Below are 18,574 nucleotides of genomic sequence, written 5' to 3' on the forward strand. Positions count from 1 at the left end.
ACGGAGGGCCGGCCCTACTTCCAGTACGCCTGTGACTTGATGCGGTCCTTCGCGAAGCCGTGGACGGTTTTGAAGGTCTTGACGATCGAGCGCGTGGTTCGGCCGTCGCATGCGACCCAGGCGAAGGCGTCGGCCGCTGGGGTGAGAGCTTCTGCTTGCTCGCGCAGGAGACGACCGTCGTCGACGCGCTGGAGCCAGGTCACTTCGGTGTTGGGTCCTGCGTGGACGGGGAGGGTCGGGTCGGATTCGTACTGCCATTCGAGCCATACCTTCGCCGGAGTGTCGCCGAGGGTGTCGAGGATGGTGTTGATCGCCGGGAGCGATGCGGTGTCGCCGAACAGCAAGAACTCGGACGGCGCAGGCTCGGGGATCTCGAAGCTGGAACCGTTGTTTCCGCGCATCAGGGTGGCTTCGAGGACGTCACCGGCTTCGGCGGTTTCGGCCCACTTCGACGCGGGGCCGTAATGGACGGCGAATTCGATGACGAATGTGTCCGTTGCGGGGTCCTGCTGCGTCAGCGTGTACCCACGCTGGCGTTCCTTGCCGGTGCCGTCGTCGATCCACAGGCGGACCCATTGCGTCGGGTGGACCGGGTGGTTCTTCAGCAATCCGCCGCCGTCGAAGCCGACGCGAACGTACTTGTCGGTGACGTGTTCCCTGGACGTGACGGTCAACTTGTAGTCGTCCGTCTTGTACGCCTTCATGATGATGCCTTCAACGCCTCTGCTCATAAGGGCAGGGTACCCTAATCAACCGAGTGGTTTGCTGTGTAGATCGACGCGAGACAGTGACACAAAAAATCTCCCCACCTGCGTGATGCAGGTGGGGAGATTTGGCGGTGGCGGAGGGATTTGAACCCTCGGACGGGGGTTACCCGTCACACGCTTTCGAGGCGTGCTCCTTAGGCCGCTCGGACACGCCACCGCGGAGAACAATACCGCAGTAGCGGCCTGTGGCTAAATCGCCTGGTCAAGCGGCCGGATCAGTTTCCGGTGAGCTTGTCCTTGATGTTGGAGGCTGCGTCCTTGACCTTCTCGGCGCCGTCCTTGACTGCGGACGAGAGCTGATCGCCTTTGCCTTCCTGGCGGAGCTCTTCGTTGCCGGTGGCTGCGCCGGTGGCTTCCTTGGCCTTGCCGCCCAGATCCTCGGCCTTGTTACCGATCTTGTCGTCGAGTCCCATTTTTGCCTCCTGAGGATGCGTCGTTCAGAACGCGTGTTCCGCGTTCCCCGACGACGGTTTACCCACAGGTAGAGGCCACAAACATGAGAGTTTCATAAGCGTCTGGCGTCGAAGAACCGGCGTAGGACGTCGCCGCATTCGTTCTCCAGGATGCCGCCACGGACTTCGGGGCGGTGGGCCAGCCGCTGGTCCCGCACGACATCCCACAACGAGCCGACGGCGCCCGTCTTCGGTTCCCATGCCCCGAACACGACGCGCGAGACCCGTGCGAGCACCAGAGCTCCCGCACACATCGTGCACGGCTCGAGCGTGACGGCCAGCGTGCAGCCTTCCAGTCGCCAACCGTCGCCGTGAAGCGACGCTGCGGCGCGGAGTGCGAGAATCTCGGCGTGCGCCGTTGGATCGCCGGTCGCTTCACGGGCGTTGGCCGCGCGGGCCAGTTCTCGCCCGTCGGCGTCGTACACGACGGCACCGACGGGTACGTCGAGGTCGGACGCTCCCTGCGCAGCGGTGAGCGCTGCGCGAACGAGGTCCTCGTCGGTCACCGAGGCAGCTTGTCCAGCACAGCGGACAACTCGTCGGCGAATCCGAGGCGGCCTGCGATGGAGCCGAGCTGCTCGTCCGGGTACAGGTCGGTCTCGGCGACGATGATGCCCATGACGGCCTCCGGCAGCCCCAGATCCGACAGCAGGCCCATGTCGCCCTCGGGCCACGGTTCGATGTCGTCGAGTTCGTCCGGGTCGAAGTCGGGAATCTCGATGTTGAGTTCGTCGAGAACGTCGGCGGCGATGTCGTACTCGCCTGCAAGACTGGCGTCGGACAGAAGAAGACGGGTGCCCGACGGTGCGGGCCGCAGCACCACGAAGCATTCGTCGTCGACGTCGAGGAGTCCGAAGACCGCCCCGGAGCTGCGCATTTCCCGCAGTTCGGTCTCAGCTGTCGACAGGGAGGACAACGCAGCCGTGGTCAACGGGGTCACGCGCCACTTGCCGTCCTCGCGGACGACGGCAACGCCGAACCCTTCGAGGTCGTCGAATGTCTCCTTGCTCGGACCGTCGAACTTCTTCGCCTTGGCGGAGTTGTTACTCCCGCGCTGTGCAGCCATGCGCGCAACGGTAGTCGCCTTACCGCCTCGAAATGAAGTCCACCGTGTCCACCTGTGAAACTGGGTGCCGTGACCAACACTGATGTCTGTGTACTCGGGCTCGGGCTGATCGGCGGATCGGTCCTGCAGGCTGCTGTTCGTGCGGGACGAACCGCATGGGGATACAACCGTTCCGCCGACGCCATCGCCGGCTCGGCCGACGCCGGGTTCGACACCGGCACCGACCTGACGGCAGCACTCACCCGGGCGGCGGAGACCGGCGCATTGATCGTCGTCGGGGTGCCGATGCCCGCCGTCGACGGCATTCTCGCCGCCATTGCCGAGCACGCCCCGAACAACCCGATCACCGACGTCGTCAGCGTCAAAGCAGAGGTCGCCGCGGCGGTCGCGCGTCGCGGGCTGTCGTCGCGTTACGTGGGCGGGCACCCGATGGCGGGAACGAATCGATCCGGCTGGGCGGCGGCCGATCCCGACCTCTTCCAGGACGCGGTGTGGGTCGTCGGCGTCGACGACGGGGCCGATCCCGATGTGTGGCGTCAGGTCGCGTCGCTCGCCGTGGACTGCGGATCCGTCGTGATCCCGGTCGAGAGCGTGGAACACGATCGCGCCGTCGCACGCATCTCGCACCTGCCTCACCTGCTGGCCGAGGCATTGGCCCAGGTCGGGGCAGCCAACCCTCTCGCGCTGGGGTTGGCCGCCGGCTCGTTCCGAGACGGGACGCGAGTGGCGTCGTCGGCGCCCGATCTGGTTCGGGCCATGTGCGAGGGCAACGCCGTCGCCCTCACCGACGCGCTCGATGCGGCTCTGGACCTGCTGACTGCAGCCCGTAGGGAACTCGTCGACGAAGGGTCGACCCGCACGCTGGTCACCGCCGGCCATGCCGCGCGCGGACAGTACGAGCAGCACGAACGTTTCGACATCACCGGCATCGAGCCGGGCGACGAGAACTGGATCGAAGAATTCCGGGCAGCCGGCCGACGGGGCGGCGTCGTGCGTCAGATCCGTTCGGCAAGCCCCGGGTAGTCGAGAACGAAGCCGTCGGCGTCCACGGTCACCGACGAACTGGACACCGGCGACAGCACGTGAATGCCGTCGGCGCCGCTGCTGTAGGTCAGGCCTGCTTCCTGGATGCTCAGGTCCAGAAGGTTGACGTACACGACCGGTACGACGATGTCCGACGAGTCGGTGTGCAGACCGAGCCTGCGGATCGGCAGGGTGTTGAAGAACGGGCTCAGGACCACGTCGACGTCGAGCGCACCGTTGTAGGTGGAACGCTGCGACGCGTGCGACCCCTCGATCATCCAGTAGCCCTCGTTGTCGCGGCTGACCGATGCCTGCTTCTCGCCGCCGGCGACCGCGGTGCGCAGGGAAAGCCTGCGGGTGATGCCGTTCTCGTCGGTCACCAGGTCGTACGACGCACTGAACGCCGGATGTTCGTCGCAGGCACCGCCGATGATGCGGCCCGACGCCTTGATTCGGTTTCCGTTCAGCTGGACGCGGACCGACTCCATGCGGGGTACGTCGTGTGCTCGCCAGGTCAGAATCGCCGGCCAGGTCGAAGTGGTCACGGAAGGGGCGGCTTCTGCACCCGAAGTTGGAGTGGTCACCCGACTACGTTAAGCGACAGGGGGGCCATCGGAACAAGCTGTGGTGATTTTTCGTTCTCGAGGCGCATTATTGTGATCGACATGACTGGAGGTGGCTTCGACTTCGCGCACTCCGAACAGGCCGCGAAATCGCGACAGGACAAGGCAACGGCGTTGGCGCGCTACATCTGGGAGCGCGGTATCGACGGCAGCGAACTGCTGGCCATGACCGACGCCGCCCGACGCAAGCTCGCGAGGGCCGCGGACATCACTCCCCCGAGCACGCTGGAGACGTGGACGATGACCGCGGAACTCCTCGACCGCAAGAACGAGTGGGCGGCGTCGAATTCGAGTCACCCGTCGGCCTCCCCGAAGCACGCCGACGAGAAGATCATGTGGGTCAAGCCGCCCATCGCACCCTGGTGACGACACTCAGGTCGACGCCACCGCGAGCTCGTGCAGGTCGGCGAATCGCCCCTTCTCCTCGATGAGTTCCGACGGCGTACCGTCCTCGACGATCCGCCCGTTCTCCATCACCAGCACCCTGTCGGCGATGGCGACGGTGGAAAGCCGGTGCGCGATGATCAGCGCCGTACGGCCCTGCAGAATCGTCTCCAGCGCGCGCTGGACCAGCCGCTCGCTGGGGATGTCGAGGCTGGAGGTGGCCTCGTCGAGCACGATCACCGCGGGCGCCGCCAGGAACACCCGCGCGAACGCGACGAGTTGACGTTGACCGGAGGAAAGCCGTCCACCGCGTTTGCGGACGTCGGTGTCGATTCCGTCCGGCAACGTGGAGATGAATTCCGTGAGCCCGACGGCGTCGGCTGCGGCAGCCACCTCGTCGTCCGTCGCCGACGGTTTGCCGAGGCGGATGTTGTCCGCGACCGATCCGGAGAACAGGAACGACTCCTGCGTGACCATCACGATGTGTCGACGCATGTTCTCGTCGCCCAGTTCTCGGAGGTCGACGCCGTCGAGACGGACCGTTCCCTGCGTCGGGTCGTAGAACCGCGCGAGCAGCTTGGCGAGCGTGGACTTTCCGGCGCCGGTGGCACCGACCATCGCGACGACCTGCCCGGCCGGGATGTGCAGCGAGAATTCCGGTAGCACGACGCGGTCGCCGGTGTAGGCGAAGCGGACCGCGTCGAATTCGATGTCCCCTCGCGCACTGTGCAATTCGACCGGATCCGTCGGCGCGTGCACCGACGGTTCTTCTTCCAGCACACCCGAGATCTTCTCCAGCGCGGCCGCTGCCGACTGGTAGGCGTTGAAGACCATGGCGAGTTCGTCGAGCGGGCCGTAGAACCGACGCAGATACAGTACGTACGCGGCGAGCACTCCGATGTCCAAGTGTCCGTTGATCACTCGGTAGCTGCCGAACACGAGGATGATCGCGAGAGTGACGTTTCCGATCCATCGGACGGCGCCGGTGTAGGTGGCCATTCCCCGCAGGGCAGCCGTCGTCGCGTCGCGGTATTCGGTGTCCTCGGTGTTCAGGATCGTGTTGTTTCTTCTCTCACGCCGGAAGACCTGAACTGCGCGAATACCGCCCATCGACTCGACGAAGTGGACGACGACCTTCGCGATCGCCACTCGCGTCCGCCGGTAACCGGTGCGCTGCCTACGCTGCGACCACCGAGTGATCAACACCAGCGGCACGAACCCCGCGAGCACCACCAACGCAAGCGGCACATCGAGATACACCAGGATGATCGCGATACTGACGATGGACAGCACCGCGGACAATGCATCGTTCAGGGCACTTTCGAGCAGCGTCTGCAGCGACTCGACGTCGCTCGTCAGCCGCGAGATGAGCTTGCCCGACGTGTAACGCTCGTGGAAGGACAAGCTCAACCGCTGGGCATGATCGAACACACGGCCGCGAAGGTCGAACAGAATTGCCTGGCTCAGCCGTCCGGACACCATCAGGAACGTGTACGTGGTGATCGTTCCGAGGATGCCGAATGCGATGTAGCCGAAGACGGTCCACGCCAGCGGCGCCCACCTACCCTCGATCGCAGCCGACACTCCGTGGTCCAACGCGTACGCGATGAACAACGGACCGGCGACGAACGCGATGTTGTCGACGACGATGATCGCGAGCGCCAGCAACGCCTGCTTCCGGTACGGCCTCACCAGCGACGCCAACAACTGCCTCGATCGGCCGGCGAGAATCGAGTTGCCGGTGCGGTCGATGTCGGATTCCTCGTTCGCCACTCCGCGCCAATCGACCGTGTCGTCGTGCGGGCTCTGATCGTTCTCGTTCTCGTCAGTCATCGAGGGACCCCATCACGTGGCGGTACCGCGTCGACGTCGCCAACAGACGCTCGTGCGTACCCTGCTCCACGATTGTTCCGTTCTCCAGGTAGAGCACTCGGTCTGCGAGTGCGGCAGTCGACGGCCTGTGCGCGACGAGCAGAGTCGTCGAGTGCGTCAGTACGCGTCGTAGATCGCGTTGCACGAGGGCCTCGGTGCCCACATCCAGCGCGGACAGCGGGTCGTCGAGCACGAGGATTCGAGGCTTGCCGAGAACGGCTCTGGCCAGCGCGAGTCGCTGACGCTGTCCGCCGGACAGGCTCATTCCCTGCTCACCGATCCGGGTGTCGAGTCCCCACGGCAGTGCGTCGACGAACTCGCGTGCGTGCGCGACGCCGAGAGCCTCGTCGACGTCCGCGTCGGTCGCATCGGGTCGACCCAACGCGACGTTCTCGCGGACACTTGCCGAGAACAGCACCGGGTCCTCGAACGCGACCGACACCACCGACCGAAGATCCGCGAGCGACATGGTTCTGATGTCGATGCCGTCGACGGTGATGGAACCCGAGGTGACGTCGAACAACCGGGGAACCAGATTGGTCAGCGCGGTCTTGCCGCTACCGGTGACGCCGACGAGGGCAACCGTCTCACCCGGATCGATCCGGAAGTCGACGTCGGTGAACAGCGCTGCGTCGGAGTCGGGGAACGCGAATCCGACGCCGCGGAACTCGAGGACACCGCGCGTGTCCTGCGGGAGGGTGACCGGGTCGTCGGGTTCGGTGATGGTCTCCGCCGTATCCATGATTTCCCAGTACCTGTCCGCGGCAGTGCGCGCGTTGTTCAGCTCGGCCAGCAGGAACCCGAATGCCTCGATCGGCCAGAGCAGGAACGCGACGATTGCCATGGCCGCGACGAGCATGCCCGCCGTCATCGTCCCCTGGACGATCGAATACGCGCCGAACGCCAGCATCGCACCGATCCCGAGCGGTGGAATCCCGACGATCAAGGACCACAGAATGGCAAGGTAGCGAACCTTTTTCATCTCCGTCCCACGCAACGTCGCGGCTTCTCGCAGGAAGCGACGCCCGAGGTGGGCGCTGCGGCCGAACGCCTTCAGCACCCGGATGCCCTGGATGGACTCCTCGACGGTGGTGGTCACGTCGCCTGCCTGATCCTGCGCATCGCGGGCGACGACCCGGTACAGCGTCTCGAACCTGGTGCAGATCACGACCAGCGGAACGGACGTGACCAACATGATCAGCCCGAGCTGCCAGGACTGGAGAAACAGCACTCCGAGGCCGACCACCAACGTGACGCTGTTGATGATGATGAACGGCCCGACGAACGCGACGAACCGTCGCAGCGAGGACAGGTCGGCGATGGCGCGGGAAAGCAGCTGACCCGATTCCCAGCCCTCGTGAGCGGATACCGACAACCGCTGCAACTTCTCGAAAACCGTTGCTCTGGCCGATATCTCGAACTGACTCGACGGCCCGGACACCAAGTAGCGCCGGATCCAGATACCCACGGCATCGATCGTGCCCAGCAACAGCACCAACGCCGCCGGCCACCACACACCGGCGAAATTGCCGTCGGTGATGGGGCCGTCGATGACGCCCTGCAGCACCAGCGGAATCACCAGACCCGTCAGCGTGGCGACGATGGACGCAGCGATCGACCCGATGAAGTACCACCTGTACGGGGCCAGAAACGGTACGAACCTCGCCAGCGAACTGGGTGCGTCCTGCCGAAGGTTCGGCACTGCAGCCGTCGTCTCCTGCGTTTCCAGTACACCCGTCGACACGTTTGCTCTCCCTACTCGGGCGTGCGTGAATGGTTTCATCGCGACAGCACTTCGACCAACCGATTTTTCGACTGCTGAATTCCATCGTCGAACCTGAACCATTGTTCAGGTCAAGCACGCCTCGGCCCTGCTACCGTGCGCCTGCGAAAACCTGTCGTACTTCTCGAGTAACGTTCTCCACGAGTTTCGGTTACGGGAGAGAAGGGTGCACGTGGGTTCGCGATCGATGGTCGGGCTGTTCGCCGGGATCGGCGGGCTCGAGTTGGGGCTCTCGGAGCAGGGCTGGTCGACGGAATTGCTGTGCGAAATCGACCCCGGCGCCGGCGCGGTTCTCGCTGCTCACTTTCCCGATGTGCCGCTTCACCGTGATGTCACCAAGCTCCGAGCGCTGCCGTCGGGCACCGAGCTCGTCGCAGCCGGATTTCCGTGCCAGGACCTGTCGCAGGCGGGGCGCACGGCGGGCATCACCGGGGAACGCTCCGGGCTCGTCGACGAGGTTTTCCGTCTGGTCAAGCGCCGAAACGGGCCTCGATGGTTGTTGATCGAGAACGTTCCCTTCATGCTGCAACTCGGCCGCGGCGCCGCGATGCGTCACATCACCGACGCCCTGTCGGATCTCGGGTACATGTGGGCCTACCGCGTCGTCGACGCCAGGTCGTTCGGTCTTCCGCAACGCCGTCAGCGAGTCCTCATGCTCGCATCCCGCACCGAGGACCCCCGCGAAATCCTGTTCGCGCAGGACGAAGGCCCGCTTCCCGACGGTGACCCGTCGGAGCAGCCGTGCGGTTTCTACTGGACCGAGGGCACCCGTGGGCTCGGCTGGGCAGTCAACGCCGTTCCGACGCTGAAGGGCGGCTCGTCCCTCGGTATCGCCAGTCCCCCGGCTGTTCGGTTGCCGTCGGGCGAGATCGTCACGCCGGGGATCGTCGGCGCGGAGCGACTGCAGGGGTTCGACCCGGACTGGACTGCACCGGCGCTCGGTCTGCCGGGGGTCAGGGCCGGGCACCGATGGAAGCTCGTCGGCAACGCGGTGAGCGTTCGGATGGCGTCGTGGGTCGCCGCGCAGATCGAGCGCCCGCAGGTCCACGACGACTCCGACGACGTTCAGATCCTCCCCGGTCAAGCCTGGCCCGCCGCCGCGTGGGGCGCGAAGGGCTCGGCGTACCGCGTGCACCGCTCGACGTGGCCGGTGCACGAGCCCTACGAGAACCTCAGCGACTTTCTCGACGATTCCCAGCTGCTCTCGGCTCGGGCGACGGCCGGATTCCTCAAGCGCGCTCGGATGGGCAATCTTCGGTTCCAACCGGGATTTCTCGACGACGTCGAGTCCCACCTCGACCGTATGGGCGGGCATCCCAGCCCGACGTCTCGTGCAGTCCCGGCCGCATGAGCGACCACCTGTTCCCCGATCCACCGGCACTCGCCCGGCCGCTTGCTCTCGCCGGAGACAAGCCCTGCGCCGGACGCCGATCGCAGCGACAAGAAGAACTACGCGCAGCGGCTCTCGAACCACCTGGCGCAAACCGTCGCCGACGCCCTGCGCCCGCACTATCCCAACATCACTCCCGACGCGATGGGCGTCGGCCAGGAAGCACAGGTCGACGTCGCGAAAGGCCGCAAGCGGCTGGACGTGAAAGCGCTCGACCCCACGCTGGGACTGATTCTGTGCGTCTCCATCAAGACGTACAGCTTCCGGGACTTCAGCCCCCGGACCGGCAAGTTCGGCCGCTGGACCAAGAACATCGTCCGCAACGACCACGAGTTGCGCGGTGAGGCCATGGTCCTACACCAGCGCCAGCCGTACAGCGTGCTGATCGCCGTGATGTTCGAGCCCTTCGCCACGTGCGACGACGGTGACGCCTCCAAGGCCAGCGACATCGGCAAGTCCTCCTTCGCGCACCACGTCACGACGCTGTCCAAGCGGTCGGGTCGCGGCAAACGCGCTGTCGTCGGCGGAACCGGCAAGATGTGGGTCGACCTCGGCGCCGAGGACACTCGGTACGACCTGTTCGAGAAAGTCTTCATCGGCCTCTACGACCCGGACGGTGAAGTCCGGTTCTTCGACGTCGACGAATCCCCTCCTCGCAACGGCAGGCCGTCGGACACTCAGACCTTGTCCTTCGACGACTTCGTCTCAGTCGTCCACGGCGAAGTCGAGCGCCGCAACAAATTCGCGCCCACCTGGTCCGAGCCCGAGGACAGCGAAGACGGCTAGGGGAGACCGTAACGTGGGGGTGTGGGGAGACCGGTCACCGATGCCGCTACGAGTGCGCGGCTGAGCAAGCAACGGCGACGCGACACCAAGCCCGAGGTTGCGCTTCGACGAGAACTGCACCGGCTCGGCCTGCGATATTTCGTCGACCGTGCCCCTCTGAAGGGTATGAGGCGTCGGGCCGACGTTGTTTTTCCTCGCCGAAAGGTTGCCGTGTACGTCGATGGCTGCTTCTGGCACAGCTGCCCCGTTCATGCGACGAAACCGCGCAACAACGCCCAGTGGTGGGCGGACAAACTCGCCGCGAACGTCGCGCGTGATCGCGACACCGACGCGCGCCTCGAAGCCGAAGGGTGGACCGTCGTCCGAGTCTGGGAGCACGAACCCGTCACCGACGCCGCAGCACTCGTCCTGCACGCCCTCGAATCCTCGCCCCCCTTCGGGAGCGAACGTGGCGTTCGGTCAGTCTGACTGACCGAACGCCACGTTCGGTCCGGGAAAAGGTGCACCCACCACAGCGGGTGAGCGTGGAACTACTGTCGATCGAGTGGAACGACGGAGGATCACTGCGCTGACGGTGTTGCTGGTGCTGGCGGGGGTGTTGTATTCGGCGTGGGTGGCGGAGTTCTTTCTCGATACGGGATTGGACCCTGCGCATTCGTTCCTCAGTGAACTCGATGCGGCTGATCAGCCGTATCGACATTTTTTCAGCACGGCGGATTTGGTCACCGGGGTTCTGCTGATCGTTGCGGGTGCGGCGGGGTTGACGTTGCCTCGTCGTCGGTTGACGAATGTCGGGTGGAGTGCGCTGGTTGTTTTCGGGGCAGCGACGATTGCCGATTCACAGTTGCCGATCGAGTGTGTTGCGGAGAACGATCCGTCCTGCCCGGTGGAACCGAGTGGGCTGTTTCCTCAGTTGCATCACATTCACGCGTTGACCAGCACAGTTGTTGTGTTCGCGGTGTTCACTGCCATGGTTGCGTTCACCGTTGCGGCGTTCCGGTACCGCAGTCTTGCGCTGCTGCGCACGGTGGGACTCGTCGTGTTGATCGTGACGTCGCTGGCGACAGCGTGGTTGATGATCGCCGACAATCTTCCGGGCTCGTACGGCCTCGGTATCGCTCAGCGGCTGCAGGTGACCGGCATGTCGCTCTACCTCCTGACGCTCGGTTTCGCGGTGCGCGCGAGGCTCCGAAGCGCCGATACCTAGAATCGGGCCATGTCGTTCACCGCAACTGCACTCGAAGGTACGAAGTCCGAGCAGTACGCACAGCTGACGCAGCAGGCGCGGGCACTGGTCGACGGCGAGTCGGATCGGATTGCCAACGCCGCCAACCTGTCTGCCCTTGTTTTCAACTCCGTCCCGGATGTCAACTGGGTCGGGTTCTATCTGTTCGACGGCACAGAGCTGGTCGTCGGACCGTTCCAGGGTCTGCCTGCATGTGTGCGGATCGCGCTCGGCAAGGGAGTGTGCGGTACCGCGGCGTCGTCGCGACAGACCCAGCGCGTGGAAGACGTGCACGCGTTCCCCGGTCACATCGCGTGTGACGGTGCGACCCGATCCGAACTGGTGGTGCCGCTGTACGACGGGGACACACTCGTCGGAGTATTCGACCTGGACAGTCCCCTGCTCGCCCGCTTCGATGCCGACGACCAGGCCGGTCTCGAACAGATCGCCGCGGTCTTCGTCGGATCCCTCGCCTGACCCGGGTGTGGTGTGACAATCGCGCCTCTGACAGGCGGGATCCCGCCTGGGGAATGCGCAACTGTTACGCCACACCCAACCTCTAGCCCCGAACAGCGTCCGCGGCCGCTTCGAAGAACCACGCAATGACCAGTGCGCCCGGATCGACGACGCCTCGGGCGGCGTCACCGACGTAGGACGCTCGCCCCCTGTTGGCGGTGAAGTTCTCGGTCGACTGCGCACCTTCGGTCGCGGCGCGAGCTGCGTCGGTCAGACCTGTGCGCAAGTCCGTCGCGTTGTCGAGGGCGTCGACTGCTGGGGCGATGGCGTCGACCATGGTCTTGTCGCCGACGCGGGCGCCCCCGAGTTCGGTGATTCTCTCCAGTCCGTTGCGTGCGGCGGTGGTGATCGCGGCGAGGTCTTCCGCGTGCAGTGCGAGGTAGAACTGTCGGAACCAGATACCGAACAGTGCTCCGGAGGTGCCGCCCGCATGGCCGAGGTACGCAGCGGACACGGCTTCGAAGATCGTCTGCGCGGAATAGGTTTCACGGATCTGCGCCAGATCCACCTGTTCGAGCGCGGACACCATGTTGGTCCCGAAGTCTCCGTCACCCGCGCGGCGGTCGAGATCGGTCAGTGCGGGTTCTTCGGTGAGCACTCGCTGCACCCACGACGCCATCCAGTCCGACACCCACTCGCTTCGCGGCGAGTCGTTTTCGCTCGGGGCGAAGCTCGGGCCGAATCCCGTACGCTCCCCCAGCACTGTGTCACGCACCAGAGCGGGCCATGCCGGAGCGTCGGTCGGGGCGTCGAAAAGTTCGAGAACGGAGTCGTCGACGCGGACGAGCGTGATCGATGCGCCGGCCATGTTCAGGGCGGTGACCAGGCTGCCGACGAGTGGACGCGCCACCTCGATTCCTCTGTCGGACAGGTATTCCGCCAGTTCGCCGTACAGCAGGTGCAGCTCCATCGGGTGGGTTGCCCCGAGTCCGTTGACGAAGGCGATGACGGATTCGCCGCGTTCCAAGCCCAGCGAATCGATTACCGGTTGCGTCAGTGCAGCAACGATGTCCTGGGCGGGCATGTCGGGTACGCGTGAGGTGCCCCGTTCGCCGTGGATTCCGATGCCGAGTTCGATTTCGCCGTCGGGCAGGTCGAAGGAGGGTTCGTTCGAGCCCGGTGCCGTGCATGCCCGAAGTGCCACCGCCATACTTCGTGAGTTCGCCGCGACTCGGCGTCCGAGTGCCACGACATCGGCGAGTGTGTCTCCGCGTTCGGCCGCGGCGCCGCAGATCTTCTCCACGATCACCGTCGCTGCGGTTCCGCGTCTGCCCGGCCCGTCACCATCGGCCCGCTCGGTCGCGACATCGTCGTCGATCAGTACGTCGTCGGATTCGATGTTGTCCTCGCGCAACAGCTCTCGCGCGATCGAGAAGTTCATGACGTCACCGGTGTAGTTCTTGACGATGTGCACCACGCCGCCTCCGACGCTCACGGACTTCGATGCCTCGTGCACTTGGAGTGCGTTGGGTGAGGTGAACACCAGCCCCGGGCAGACCCCGGCGAGCATTCCGGCTCCGATGAATCCGGCGTGCATCGGTTCGTGGCCGCTACCGCCGCCGGACAGGAGAGCTACCTGTCCCGCTGCGAGTGGTTCTTCCCGGGTCAGGAAGCCTGGATCGGGATGCCAGGAGATGTCTGCGGTGGAGGCGACGAGCCCTCGAATGGCGTCGGCGACGAACGTTCGGGCGGAGTTGACGAACATTCCTCCACCCTAACGATCCGTCAGGAGACCGCGAAGGAGCGTTTCGCCAAACCGAATTGGAAGCCCGTGATCTCGGTGTGCACAGGGGCTTCCGGATCCGATGCGGCCCCGAGCGTGACGAACAACGGTGTGAAGTGCTCGACGGTGGGGTGCGCGTACGGCATTCCTGGAGCTCGGGTGCGGAAGTTCGCCAGCGCGTCGACGTCACCCCGGGCCAGCGCCTCGGCGGACCATTGATCGAAGTCGCGTGACCAGGTCGGAACGGTGTTGGTGAAGAAGTTCTCGCGTGAGAGGAACGGCAACCCGTGGGTCATGAATCCGGAACCGACGACGAGTACACCTTCTGCGCGAAGCGCTTTCAGCCGTCGCCCGATATCCAGCAGGGCGTCGGGAGAATCCGTCGGCAGGCTCAGCTGGAGGACCGGCACGTCGCCGTACGGGTACATGACCTTCAGCGGAACCCACGCACCGTGGTCGAGTCCACGCGACGAATGCCTGTGCAGGTTCGCCGATGCCGGAATCATCGCGGCCACTCGGTCGGCCAGCGCGGTGGCGTCGGGCGTCGCGTAGGTCATCGAGAAGTATCGCTCCGCGAAGCCGCCGAAGTCGTAGACCAGCGGTGCGTCGATGGCGGACAGACTCAGCGGCGCTTCTTCCCAGTGCGCACTGACGATGAGGATGGCTCTGGGCTTGGGCATGGCCTGTGACCAGGTGAAGAGCTGGTCGATCCACAGGGGGTCGTCGAACACCGGCGGTGCACCGTGGCTGATGTACAGCGCGGGAAGCGGTCCGTCGGCGGCTGTCCACAGCTTCTGGCCGAGACTCGCGGGGGCTGTGTCGGCGAGAAACGCATCGAACGCACCGCCGGCGACCGGCGGATTCATCACAGACGTCATGGGCTGTCCTTCGACTACTTAAGTTGAAGGTTCAACCTTAGCACGAATTCAGACGAGCGCTACTCCCGTTGCGTGCTCCACCTGAGTACGCGTGACGTCGGGCGCCAACTCGACGAGCGAAAGTGTCCCGTCACCGACGACGTCGAGGACTGCGAGGTCGGTGATGATGCGGTTCACGACGCCTTGGCCGGTCAGCGGCAGGGTGCAGGCGTCGAGGATCTTGGAGTTGCCCTCGCGGTCGGTGTGCTCCATGACGACGATGACTCGGCGTGCACCGTGCACGAGGTCCATGGCGCCGCCCATGCCCTTGACCATTTTGCCGGGGACCATCCAGTTGGCGAGATCGCCGGTGCGCGAGACCTGCATGCCGCCGAGGACGGCCGTGTCGATGTGACCGCCGCGGATCATGCCGAAGGACAACGACGAATCGAAGTAGGCGGCACCGGGATTGACCGTCACGGTTTCCTTGCCTGCGTTGATGAGGTTGGCGTCGACGTTCTCCTCCGTCGGGTACGGGCCTGTGCCGAGGATGCCGTTCTCCGAGTGCAGGACCACTGTGACGTCGTCGGTCAGATATGCGGGTATCAGTGTGGGCAAGCCGATTCCGAGGTTCACGTATTCACCGTCGACCATCTCCGCTGCTGCGCGTTGGGCCATCTGGTCTCGTGTCCAGCTCATGCCTGTCCTCCTGCAGTGACGGTGCGCTTTTCGATGCGTTTGTTCTGCGGTCCTGTGTGGACGATGCGCTGGACGAACACGCCGGGCAGATGCACTGCGCCCGGGTCGATCTCACCGGGTTCGACGAGCGTCTCCACTTGGGCGATGGTGATTCTTCCCGCCATCGCAGCCAGAGGGTTGAAGTTCATCGCCGTCTTGTCGAACACGAGATTGCCCTCGGTGTCACCGATCTCGGCGTGCACGAGCGCGTAGTCCGCATCGATGGCTTCTTCGAGGACGTAGCGCTTGTTCCCGAACACCCGGGTTTCCTTCGGCGGCGACGCCACCGCGATGCCGCCGTCGGCGTCGTAGCGCCACGGCATTCCGCCGTCGGCGATGGGGGTTCCGACGCCTGCGGGTGTGAAGAATGCGGGGATGCCGGTGCCTCCGGCGCGCAGTCGCTCGGCGAGGGTGCCCTGGGGGGTCAGTTCGACTTCGAGTTCGCCTGCGAGGTATTGCCGCGCGAATTCTTTGTTCTCGCCGACGTAGGACGCGGTGACTCGGCGGATTCTGCCGAGGGACAGCAAGATGCCCAATCCGTGGTCGTCGACGCCGCAGTTGTTGGAAAAGACCTCGAGTTCGGAGGCGTCCGTCTCGCTGATCGCGTCGATCAGTGCGTCCGGGATTCCGCACAATCCGAATCCTCCGACCGCGATCCGCGCGCCTGTGCCGATGTCGGCCACGGCAGCGGCGGCCGACCGGTACACCTTCCTTGCCATCCGAATACTCCTCACGTGTTCATTCAGTAAACGCACCTTCAGTAGACCCTGACGTGGCGATGATCCGGAAAGATTGACCGAAACTGCTCGTTCACCGAAAAGCGTCGAGCATTGCGTTCGTTGAATGAACGCAGCGGGTAGGGTTGCCCCTATGCAACCCAACGTCGTCGCGCGCTCGACCGCGCTTCTGAAGGCCGTCGGTGCGGCCGAACCGGCCGGGGCGTCGACCACGGAACTTGCACGCGCCACCGACCTTGCCCGACCGACTGCGCACAGGTTGCTCACTTCGCTCGCCCACGAGGGGTTTCTCGACCGCGACTCCGCCACCGGCTCGTGGACCCTCGGACCCGAGATGTATCTCCTCGGCGCTGCGGCCGCCAGCAGATACGACATCACCGGCCCAGCGCGCGGCGTCGTACATGCTCTGGCTGCGGCCAGCGGTGAGAGTGCATTCCTGTCTGCTCGGCGTGGAGACGAGACCGTCTGCCTTCTCCGCGAGGACGGCAGCTTTCCCCTGCGGTCACACGTGTTGTACGAGGGGATTCGGCTGCCGCTCGGAGTGGCGTCGGCGGGCCTGGTGATCCTGTCGCATCTACCGGATCGCGACATCGATCAGTACCTGACGAGTGTCGACCTGGAGCCGGCGTGGGGCCCGCAACACGCGACTGCCGAGCTCCGGCGGCGCATCGTCGCCACACGAACGACGGGCTATGCCGTCAACCCCGCACTGCTCGTCGAAGGCAGCTGGGGCATCGGTGCCGCGGTGTTCGACCGATCAGGAAAGCCCGCATGGGCCCTCAGCCTCACCGGCGTCGAGACTCGCTTTCGCCCGGATCGGCACCACGAACTGGGCACCCTCCTGCTGGAACATGCCCACGCCTTGACCGGCCTCCTCAGGTGAGTGGACGGGCTGCGCGGTGCTGCTTCAGTAGTTCGCGGTAGACGGCGGCGTTGAGTCCGTTGTGGTTCACTTCGTCGTCGGTGAGTTCGCGCCGAACTTTCGCGGGGACACCCGCGACCAGTGAACGCGGCGGCACCTGGGTACCTTCGAGCACCAATGCACCGGCTGCCACCAGGCTGCCCTCGCCGATGACGGCGCCGTTCATGACGATCGCGCCCATTCCGACGAGGCTGCCGTCGCCGATGGTGCAGCCGTGGAGCACAGCATTGTGGCCGACGCTGACGTTCTCACCGACCGTCAGCGGAAAGCCTGGGTCGACGTGGGCGGCGACGCCGTCCTGCAGATTGCTGCCCGCGCCGATGGTGATGTCCTCGAACTCGGCACGCAGCACCGCGCCGTACCAGATTCCCGACGTCGGGCCGACCTTCACGCGGCCCACCACGGTAGCCGTCGGCGCGATCCACGCGTCCTGGTCGATGTCCGGGCTTCCCCCTTCGAGTGCCCACAGCTGTCCTGCCATCGTCACATCCTTTTCTAGTACACCGTTGTGTCGACCACTCTGCACCATGGCCACTCTGCCGGGTTCAGTCGAGCAGGCTGGGGTGCCCGGTGTCGTCGACGGGAACAGGATCCGGGTCGTCGGTGTGTCCGACGACGGTCATCTGCACCAGCATCAATCGCGGGCTCGACTTCTCACGCGGCAGCAGCGCCGCGCGAGCGTCGACGACGGTCCATCCTCCGCCGATGCGACGGAGGCGGATGCCGTCGACGGAGGTACTGGTTTCCGTGCCCGCGTACATCCCCGACGCGGCGGCGAAGATGCGTGTGACGTCGTCCGGGTGCGGAGTGTCTCTGTCGTCGACGATGCCTTTCCACTGGATCTGTGGCACCGGATCGGTCAGCCACCGAATCAGTCGGTTGTGGGTGACGTCCATCAGGACCAGCGCCATCTGCGGAGACACCTGCCCCAGAGCGGCGAACGCCGCGGTCTCGAGCCGCGGCTGTGCCACCGTCTCGGACTCGACGGCGTGGACCAGGCCCCGCCATGTCGACCCGTCGTCGTCGGCGGTGAACACGAGGTCTAGGCGGGAAACGCCGGGCAGGTGCGTCGTCGACGCCAGGCCGGTCCAGGTCGCGCCGTCGTCGGGAGCGGGTTGGAGAAGCGCGCCGATGGCGCCCACCGCGTCGTCGACGTCGATCTTCCGGAACACTTCGGGCGAGGTGAAGCTGGTTCGGATGTCGGAGGGCAGGTCCGTGGCAAGTGCGCGGAGGCAGTCCGCGTCGACGACGAACGCGCGGCGCTCGGACTCGAACGTCACGGCGAGCGCGTCCTCGGGCCGCTGCGGGACGGCGGACTCTGCGTCGCCGACCCACAACGCAATGCCGTGCACGGCACCCGACGGGCCGACGACGGGATGCAGTACGACGCGGGTGCGTCCGCTGCCGGTGGGGATCGTGACGTCTCGCGAGGCGGCGTGTTCACGGACGACGTCGATCGACCGGGCGACTTCCGCCCAGACCTGTGCCGACGATCGACCACCGACCGTCGACCTGACGGCGCGCGGCAAGGACGACATCTCGCGTAGTCGTCCGCCGAGGGAGACCAGAGTCGCTCTGTCCTGATGTAGCGTCTCCACCAGCATCCATGGCTGTGCCCCCGCGTCGACGTTGCGCTGCGGCGCCGCGGCATCCGGTTTCGATTTCACACAGCCACCCTAGTGCGAACCGACTGTTCCGAATGATTTCCCC

21 protein-coding genes and 1 tRNA gene are annotated in these 18,574 nt (G+C 65.4%); 8 read left to right on the forward strand and 14 right to left on the reverse strand.

Going from position 1 to position 18,574, the window contains the following annotated elements:
* Positions 1–14: 14 nt before the first annotated feature.
* From H292_RS0108045 to H292_RS0108065, 5 genes are all read right to left on the reverse strand, one after another.
* A complete protein-coding gene (locus tag H292_RS0108045) occupies positions 15–731 on the reverse strand; it encodes a siderophore-interacting protein (RefSeq protein ID WP_020111054.1) in 717 nt (238 codons plus the stop codon).
* A 102-nt stretch (positions 732–833) separates the two neighbouring features.
* Positions 834–924: transfer RNA gene (locus tag H292_RS0108050), tRNA-Ser, on the reverse strand.
* 58 nt (positions 925–982) lie between these two features.
* Complete coding sequence (locus H292_RS0108055) at positions 983–1,180, reverse strand: CsbD family protein (protein ID WP_019662842.1); 198 nt, start codon at positions 1,178–1,180, stop codon at positions 983–985.
* A 92-nt stretch (positions 1,181–1,272) separates the two neighbouring features.
* The gene (locus H292_RS0108060; protein ID WP_020111055.1) at positions 1,273–1,725 is read right to left on the reverse strand and encodes a nucleoside deaminase; all 453 of its coding nucleotides are present in this window, start codon (positions 1,723–1,725) and stop codon (positions 1,273–1,275) included.
* Positions 1,722–2,285, reverse strand: a complete 564-nt coding sequence (locus tag H292_RS0108065) for a tRNA adenosine deaminase-associated protein (protein ID WP_019662840.1) — start codon at positions 2,283–2,285, stop codon at positions 1,722–1,724. The genes H292_RS0108060 and H292_RS0108065 overlap by 4 nt, the downstream gene beginning before the upstream one ends.
* A 54-nt stretch (positions 2,286–2,339) precedes the next feature.
* Here H292_RS0108065 and H292_RS0108070 point away from each other — a divergent pair, with 54 nt between their 5' ends.
* On the forward strand, positions 2,340–3,308 hold the full coding sequence (locus H292_RS0108070; RefSeq protein WP_019662839.1) for a prephenate dehydrogenase: 969 nt from the start codon (positions 2,340–2,342) through the stop codon (positions 3,306–3,308).
* On the opposite strand, the gene H292_RS0108075 is transcribed toward H292_RS0108070, so the two are convergent.
* Positions 3,281–3,796 (reverse strand): putative glycolipid-binding domain-containing protein, encoded by a 516-nt coding sequence (locus H292_RS0108075; protein ID WP_037143148.1) that lies wholly within the window; start codon positions 3,794–3,796, stop codon positions 3,281–3,283. The genes H292_RS0108070 and H292_RS0108075 overlap by 28 nt on opposite strands.
* A 177-nt stretch (positions 3,797–3,973) precedes the next feature.
* On the opposite strand from H292_RS0108075, the gene H292_RS0108080 reads away from it, so the two are divergent.
* Entirely contained in the window at positions 3,974–4,297 is a 324-nt protein-coding gene (locus tag H292_RS0108080; protein ID WP_027498681.1) for a hypothetical protein, read from the forward strand.
* 6 nt (positions 4,298–4,303) lie between these two features.
* Here the strand turns inward: H292_RS0108080 and H292_RS0108085 are convergent, their stop codons facing one another.
* Together H292_RS0108085 and H292_RS0108090 are read right to left on the reverse strand one after the other, a co-directional pair.
* Positions 4,304–6,148: an ABC transporter ATP-binding protein gene (locus H292_RS0108085; RefSeq protein WP_020111057.1), complete on the reverse strand. Its 1,845-nt coding sequence runs from the start codon at positions 6,146–6,148 to the stop codon at positions 4,304–4,306.
* Positions 6,141–7,931, reverse strand: coding sequence for an ABC transporter ATP-binding protein (locus tag H292_RS0108090; RefSeq protein WP_020111058.1), 1,791 nt, complete (start codon positions 7,929–7,931; stop codon positions 6,141–6,143). Before H292_RS0108090 ends, H292_RS0108085 begins: the two co-directional genes overlap by 8 nt.
* A 226-nt stretch (positions 7,932–8,157) precedes the next feature.
* Here H292_RS0108090 and H292_RS0108095 point away from each other — a divergent pair, with 226 nt between their 5' ends.
* From H292_RS0108095 to H292_RS0108115, 5 genes are all read left to right on the forward strand, one after another.
* Positions 8,158–9,321, forward strand: a complete 1,164-nt coding sequence (locus H292_RS0108095) for a DNA cytosine methyltransferase (protein ID WP_051127737.1) — start codon at positions 8,158–8,160, stop codon at positions 9,319–9,321.
* A gap of 42 nt (positions 9,322–9,363) precedes the next feature.
* Positions 9,364–10,146 (forward strand): hypothetical protein, encoded by a 783-nt coding sequence (locus tag H292_RS26915; RefSeq protein ID WP_020111060.1) that lies wholly within the window; start codon positions 9,364–9,366, stop codon positions 10,144–10,146.
* Between the two features lie 21 nt (positions 10,147–10,167).
* Positions 10,168–10,614: a very short patch repair endonuclease gene (locus H292_RS0108105; RefSeq protein ID WP_020111061.1), complete on the forward strand. Its 447-nt coding sequence runs from the start codon at positions 10,168–10,170 to the stop codon at positions 10,612–10,614.
* 76 nt (positions 10,615–10,690) lie between these two features.
* The gene (locus H292_RS0108110; protein ID WP_020111062.1) at positions 10,691–11,353 is read left to right on the forward strand and encodes a DUF998 domain-containing protein; all 663 of its coding nucleotides are present in this window, start codon (positions 10,691–10,693) and stop codon (positions 11,351–11,353) included.
* A gap of 9 nt (positions 11,354–11,362) precedes the next feature.
* A complete protein-coding gene (locus H292_RS0108115) occupies positions 11,363–11,848 on the forward strand; it encodes a GAF domain-containing protein (RefSeq protein ID WP_020111063.1) in 486 nt (161 codons plus the stop codon).
* 82 nt (positions 11,849–11,930) lie between these two features.
* Here H292_RS0108115 and H292_RS0108120 read toward each other — a convergent pair whose 3' ends face one another.
* From H292_RS0108120 to H292_RS0108135, 4 genes are read right to left on the reverse strand one after another with little or no spacing between them, the layout of a single operon-like run.
* Positions 11,931–13,592 (reverse strand): dihydroxyacetone kinase family protein, encoded by a 1,662-nt coding sequence (locus H292_RS0108120; RefSeq protein ID WP_020111064.1) that lies wholly within the window; start codon positions 13,590–13,592, stop codon positions 11,931–11,933.
* A gap of 20 nt (positions 13,593–13,612) precedes the next feature.
* Positions 13,613–14,488, reverse strand: coding sequence for a dioxygenase family protein (locus tag H292_RS0108125; protein WP_020111065.1), 876 nt, complete (start codon positions 14,486–14,488; stop codon positions 13,613–13,615).
* Positions 14,489–14,536: 48 nt separating this feature from the next.
* Positions 14,537–15,166 carry a 3-oxoacid CoA-transferase subunit B gene (locus H292_RS0108130; RefSeq protein ID WP_020111066.1) on the reverse strand — a complete coding sequence of 210 codons (630 nt, stop codon included), beginning with the start codon at positions 15,164–15,166 and terminating at the stop codon, positions 14,537–14,539.
* Positions 15,163–15,924 (reverse strand): CoA transferase subunit A, encoded by a 762-nt coding sequence (locus H292_RS0108135; protein ID WP_026347379.1) that lies wholly within the window; start codon positions 15,922–15,924, stop codon positions 15,163–15,165. Before H292_RS0108135 ends, H292_RS0108130 begins: the two co-directional genes overlap by 4 nt.
* A gap of 151 nt (positions 15,925–16,075) precedes the next feature.
* Here H292_RS0108135 and H292_RS0108140 point away from each other — a divergent pair, with 151 nt between their 5' ends.
* Positions 16,076–16,825, forward strand: coding sequence for an IclR family transcriptional regulator (locus H292_RS0108140; protein WP_020111067.1), 750 nt, complete (start codon positions 16,076–16,078; stop codon positions 16,823–16,825).
* Here the strand turns inward: H292_RS0108140 and H292_RS0108145 are convergent.
* Both H292_RS0108145 and H292_RS0108150 read right to left on the reverse strand, forming a co-directional pair.
* Complete coding sequence (locus H292_RS0108145; RefSeq protein ID WP_020111068.1) at positions 16,818–17,345, reverse strand: gamma carbonic anhydrase family protein; 528 nt, start codon at positions 17,343–17,345, stop codon at positions 16,818–16,820. The two genes, H292_RS0108140 and H292_RS0108145, sit on opposite strands and share 8 nt — an antisense overlap.
* A 64-nt stretch (positions 17,346–17,409) precedes the next feature.
* Positions 17,410–18,531, reverse strand: coding sequence for a GAF domain-containing protein (locus H292_RS0108150; RefSeq protein WP_020111069.1), 1,122 nt, complete (start codon positions 18,529–18,531; stop codon positions 17,410–17,412).
* Positions 18,532–18,574: the final 43 nt, after the last annotated feature.

This window comes from Rhodococcus sp. 114MFTsu3.1 (assembly GCF_000383555.1).
In the GTDB taxonomy this organism is placed as follows: domain Bacteria; phylum Actinomycetota; class Actinomycetes; order Mycobacteriales; family Mycobacteriaceae; genus Rhodococcoides; species Rhodococcoides fascians_E.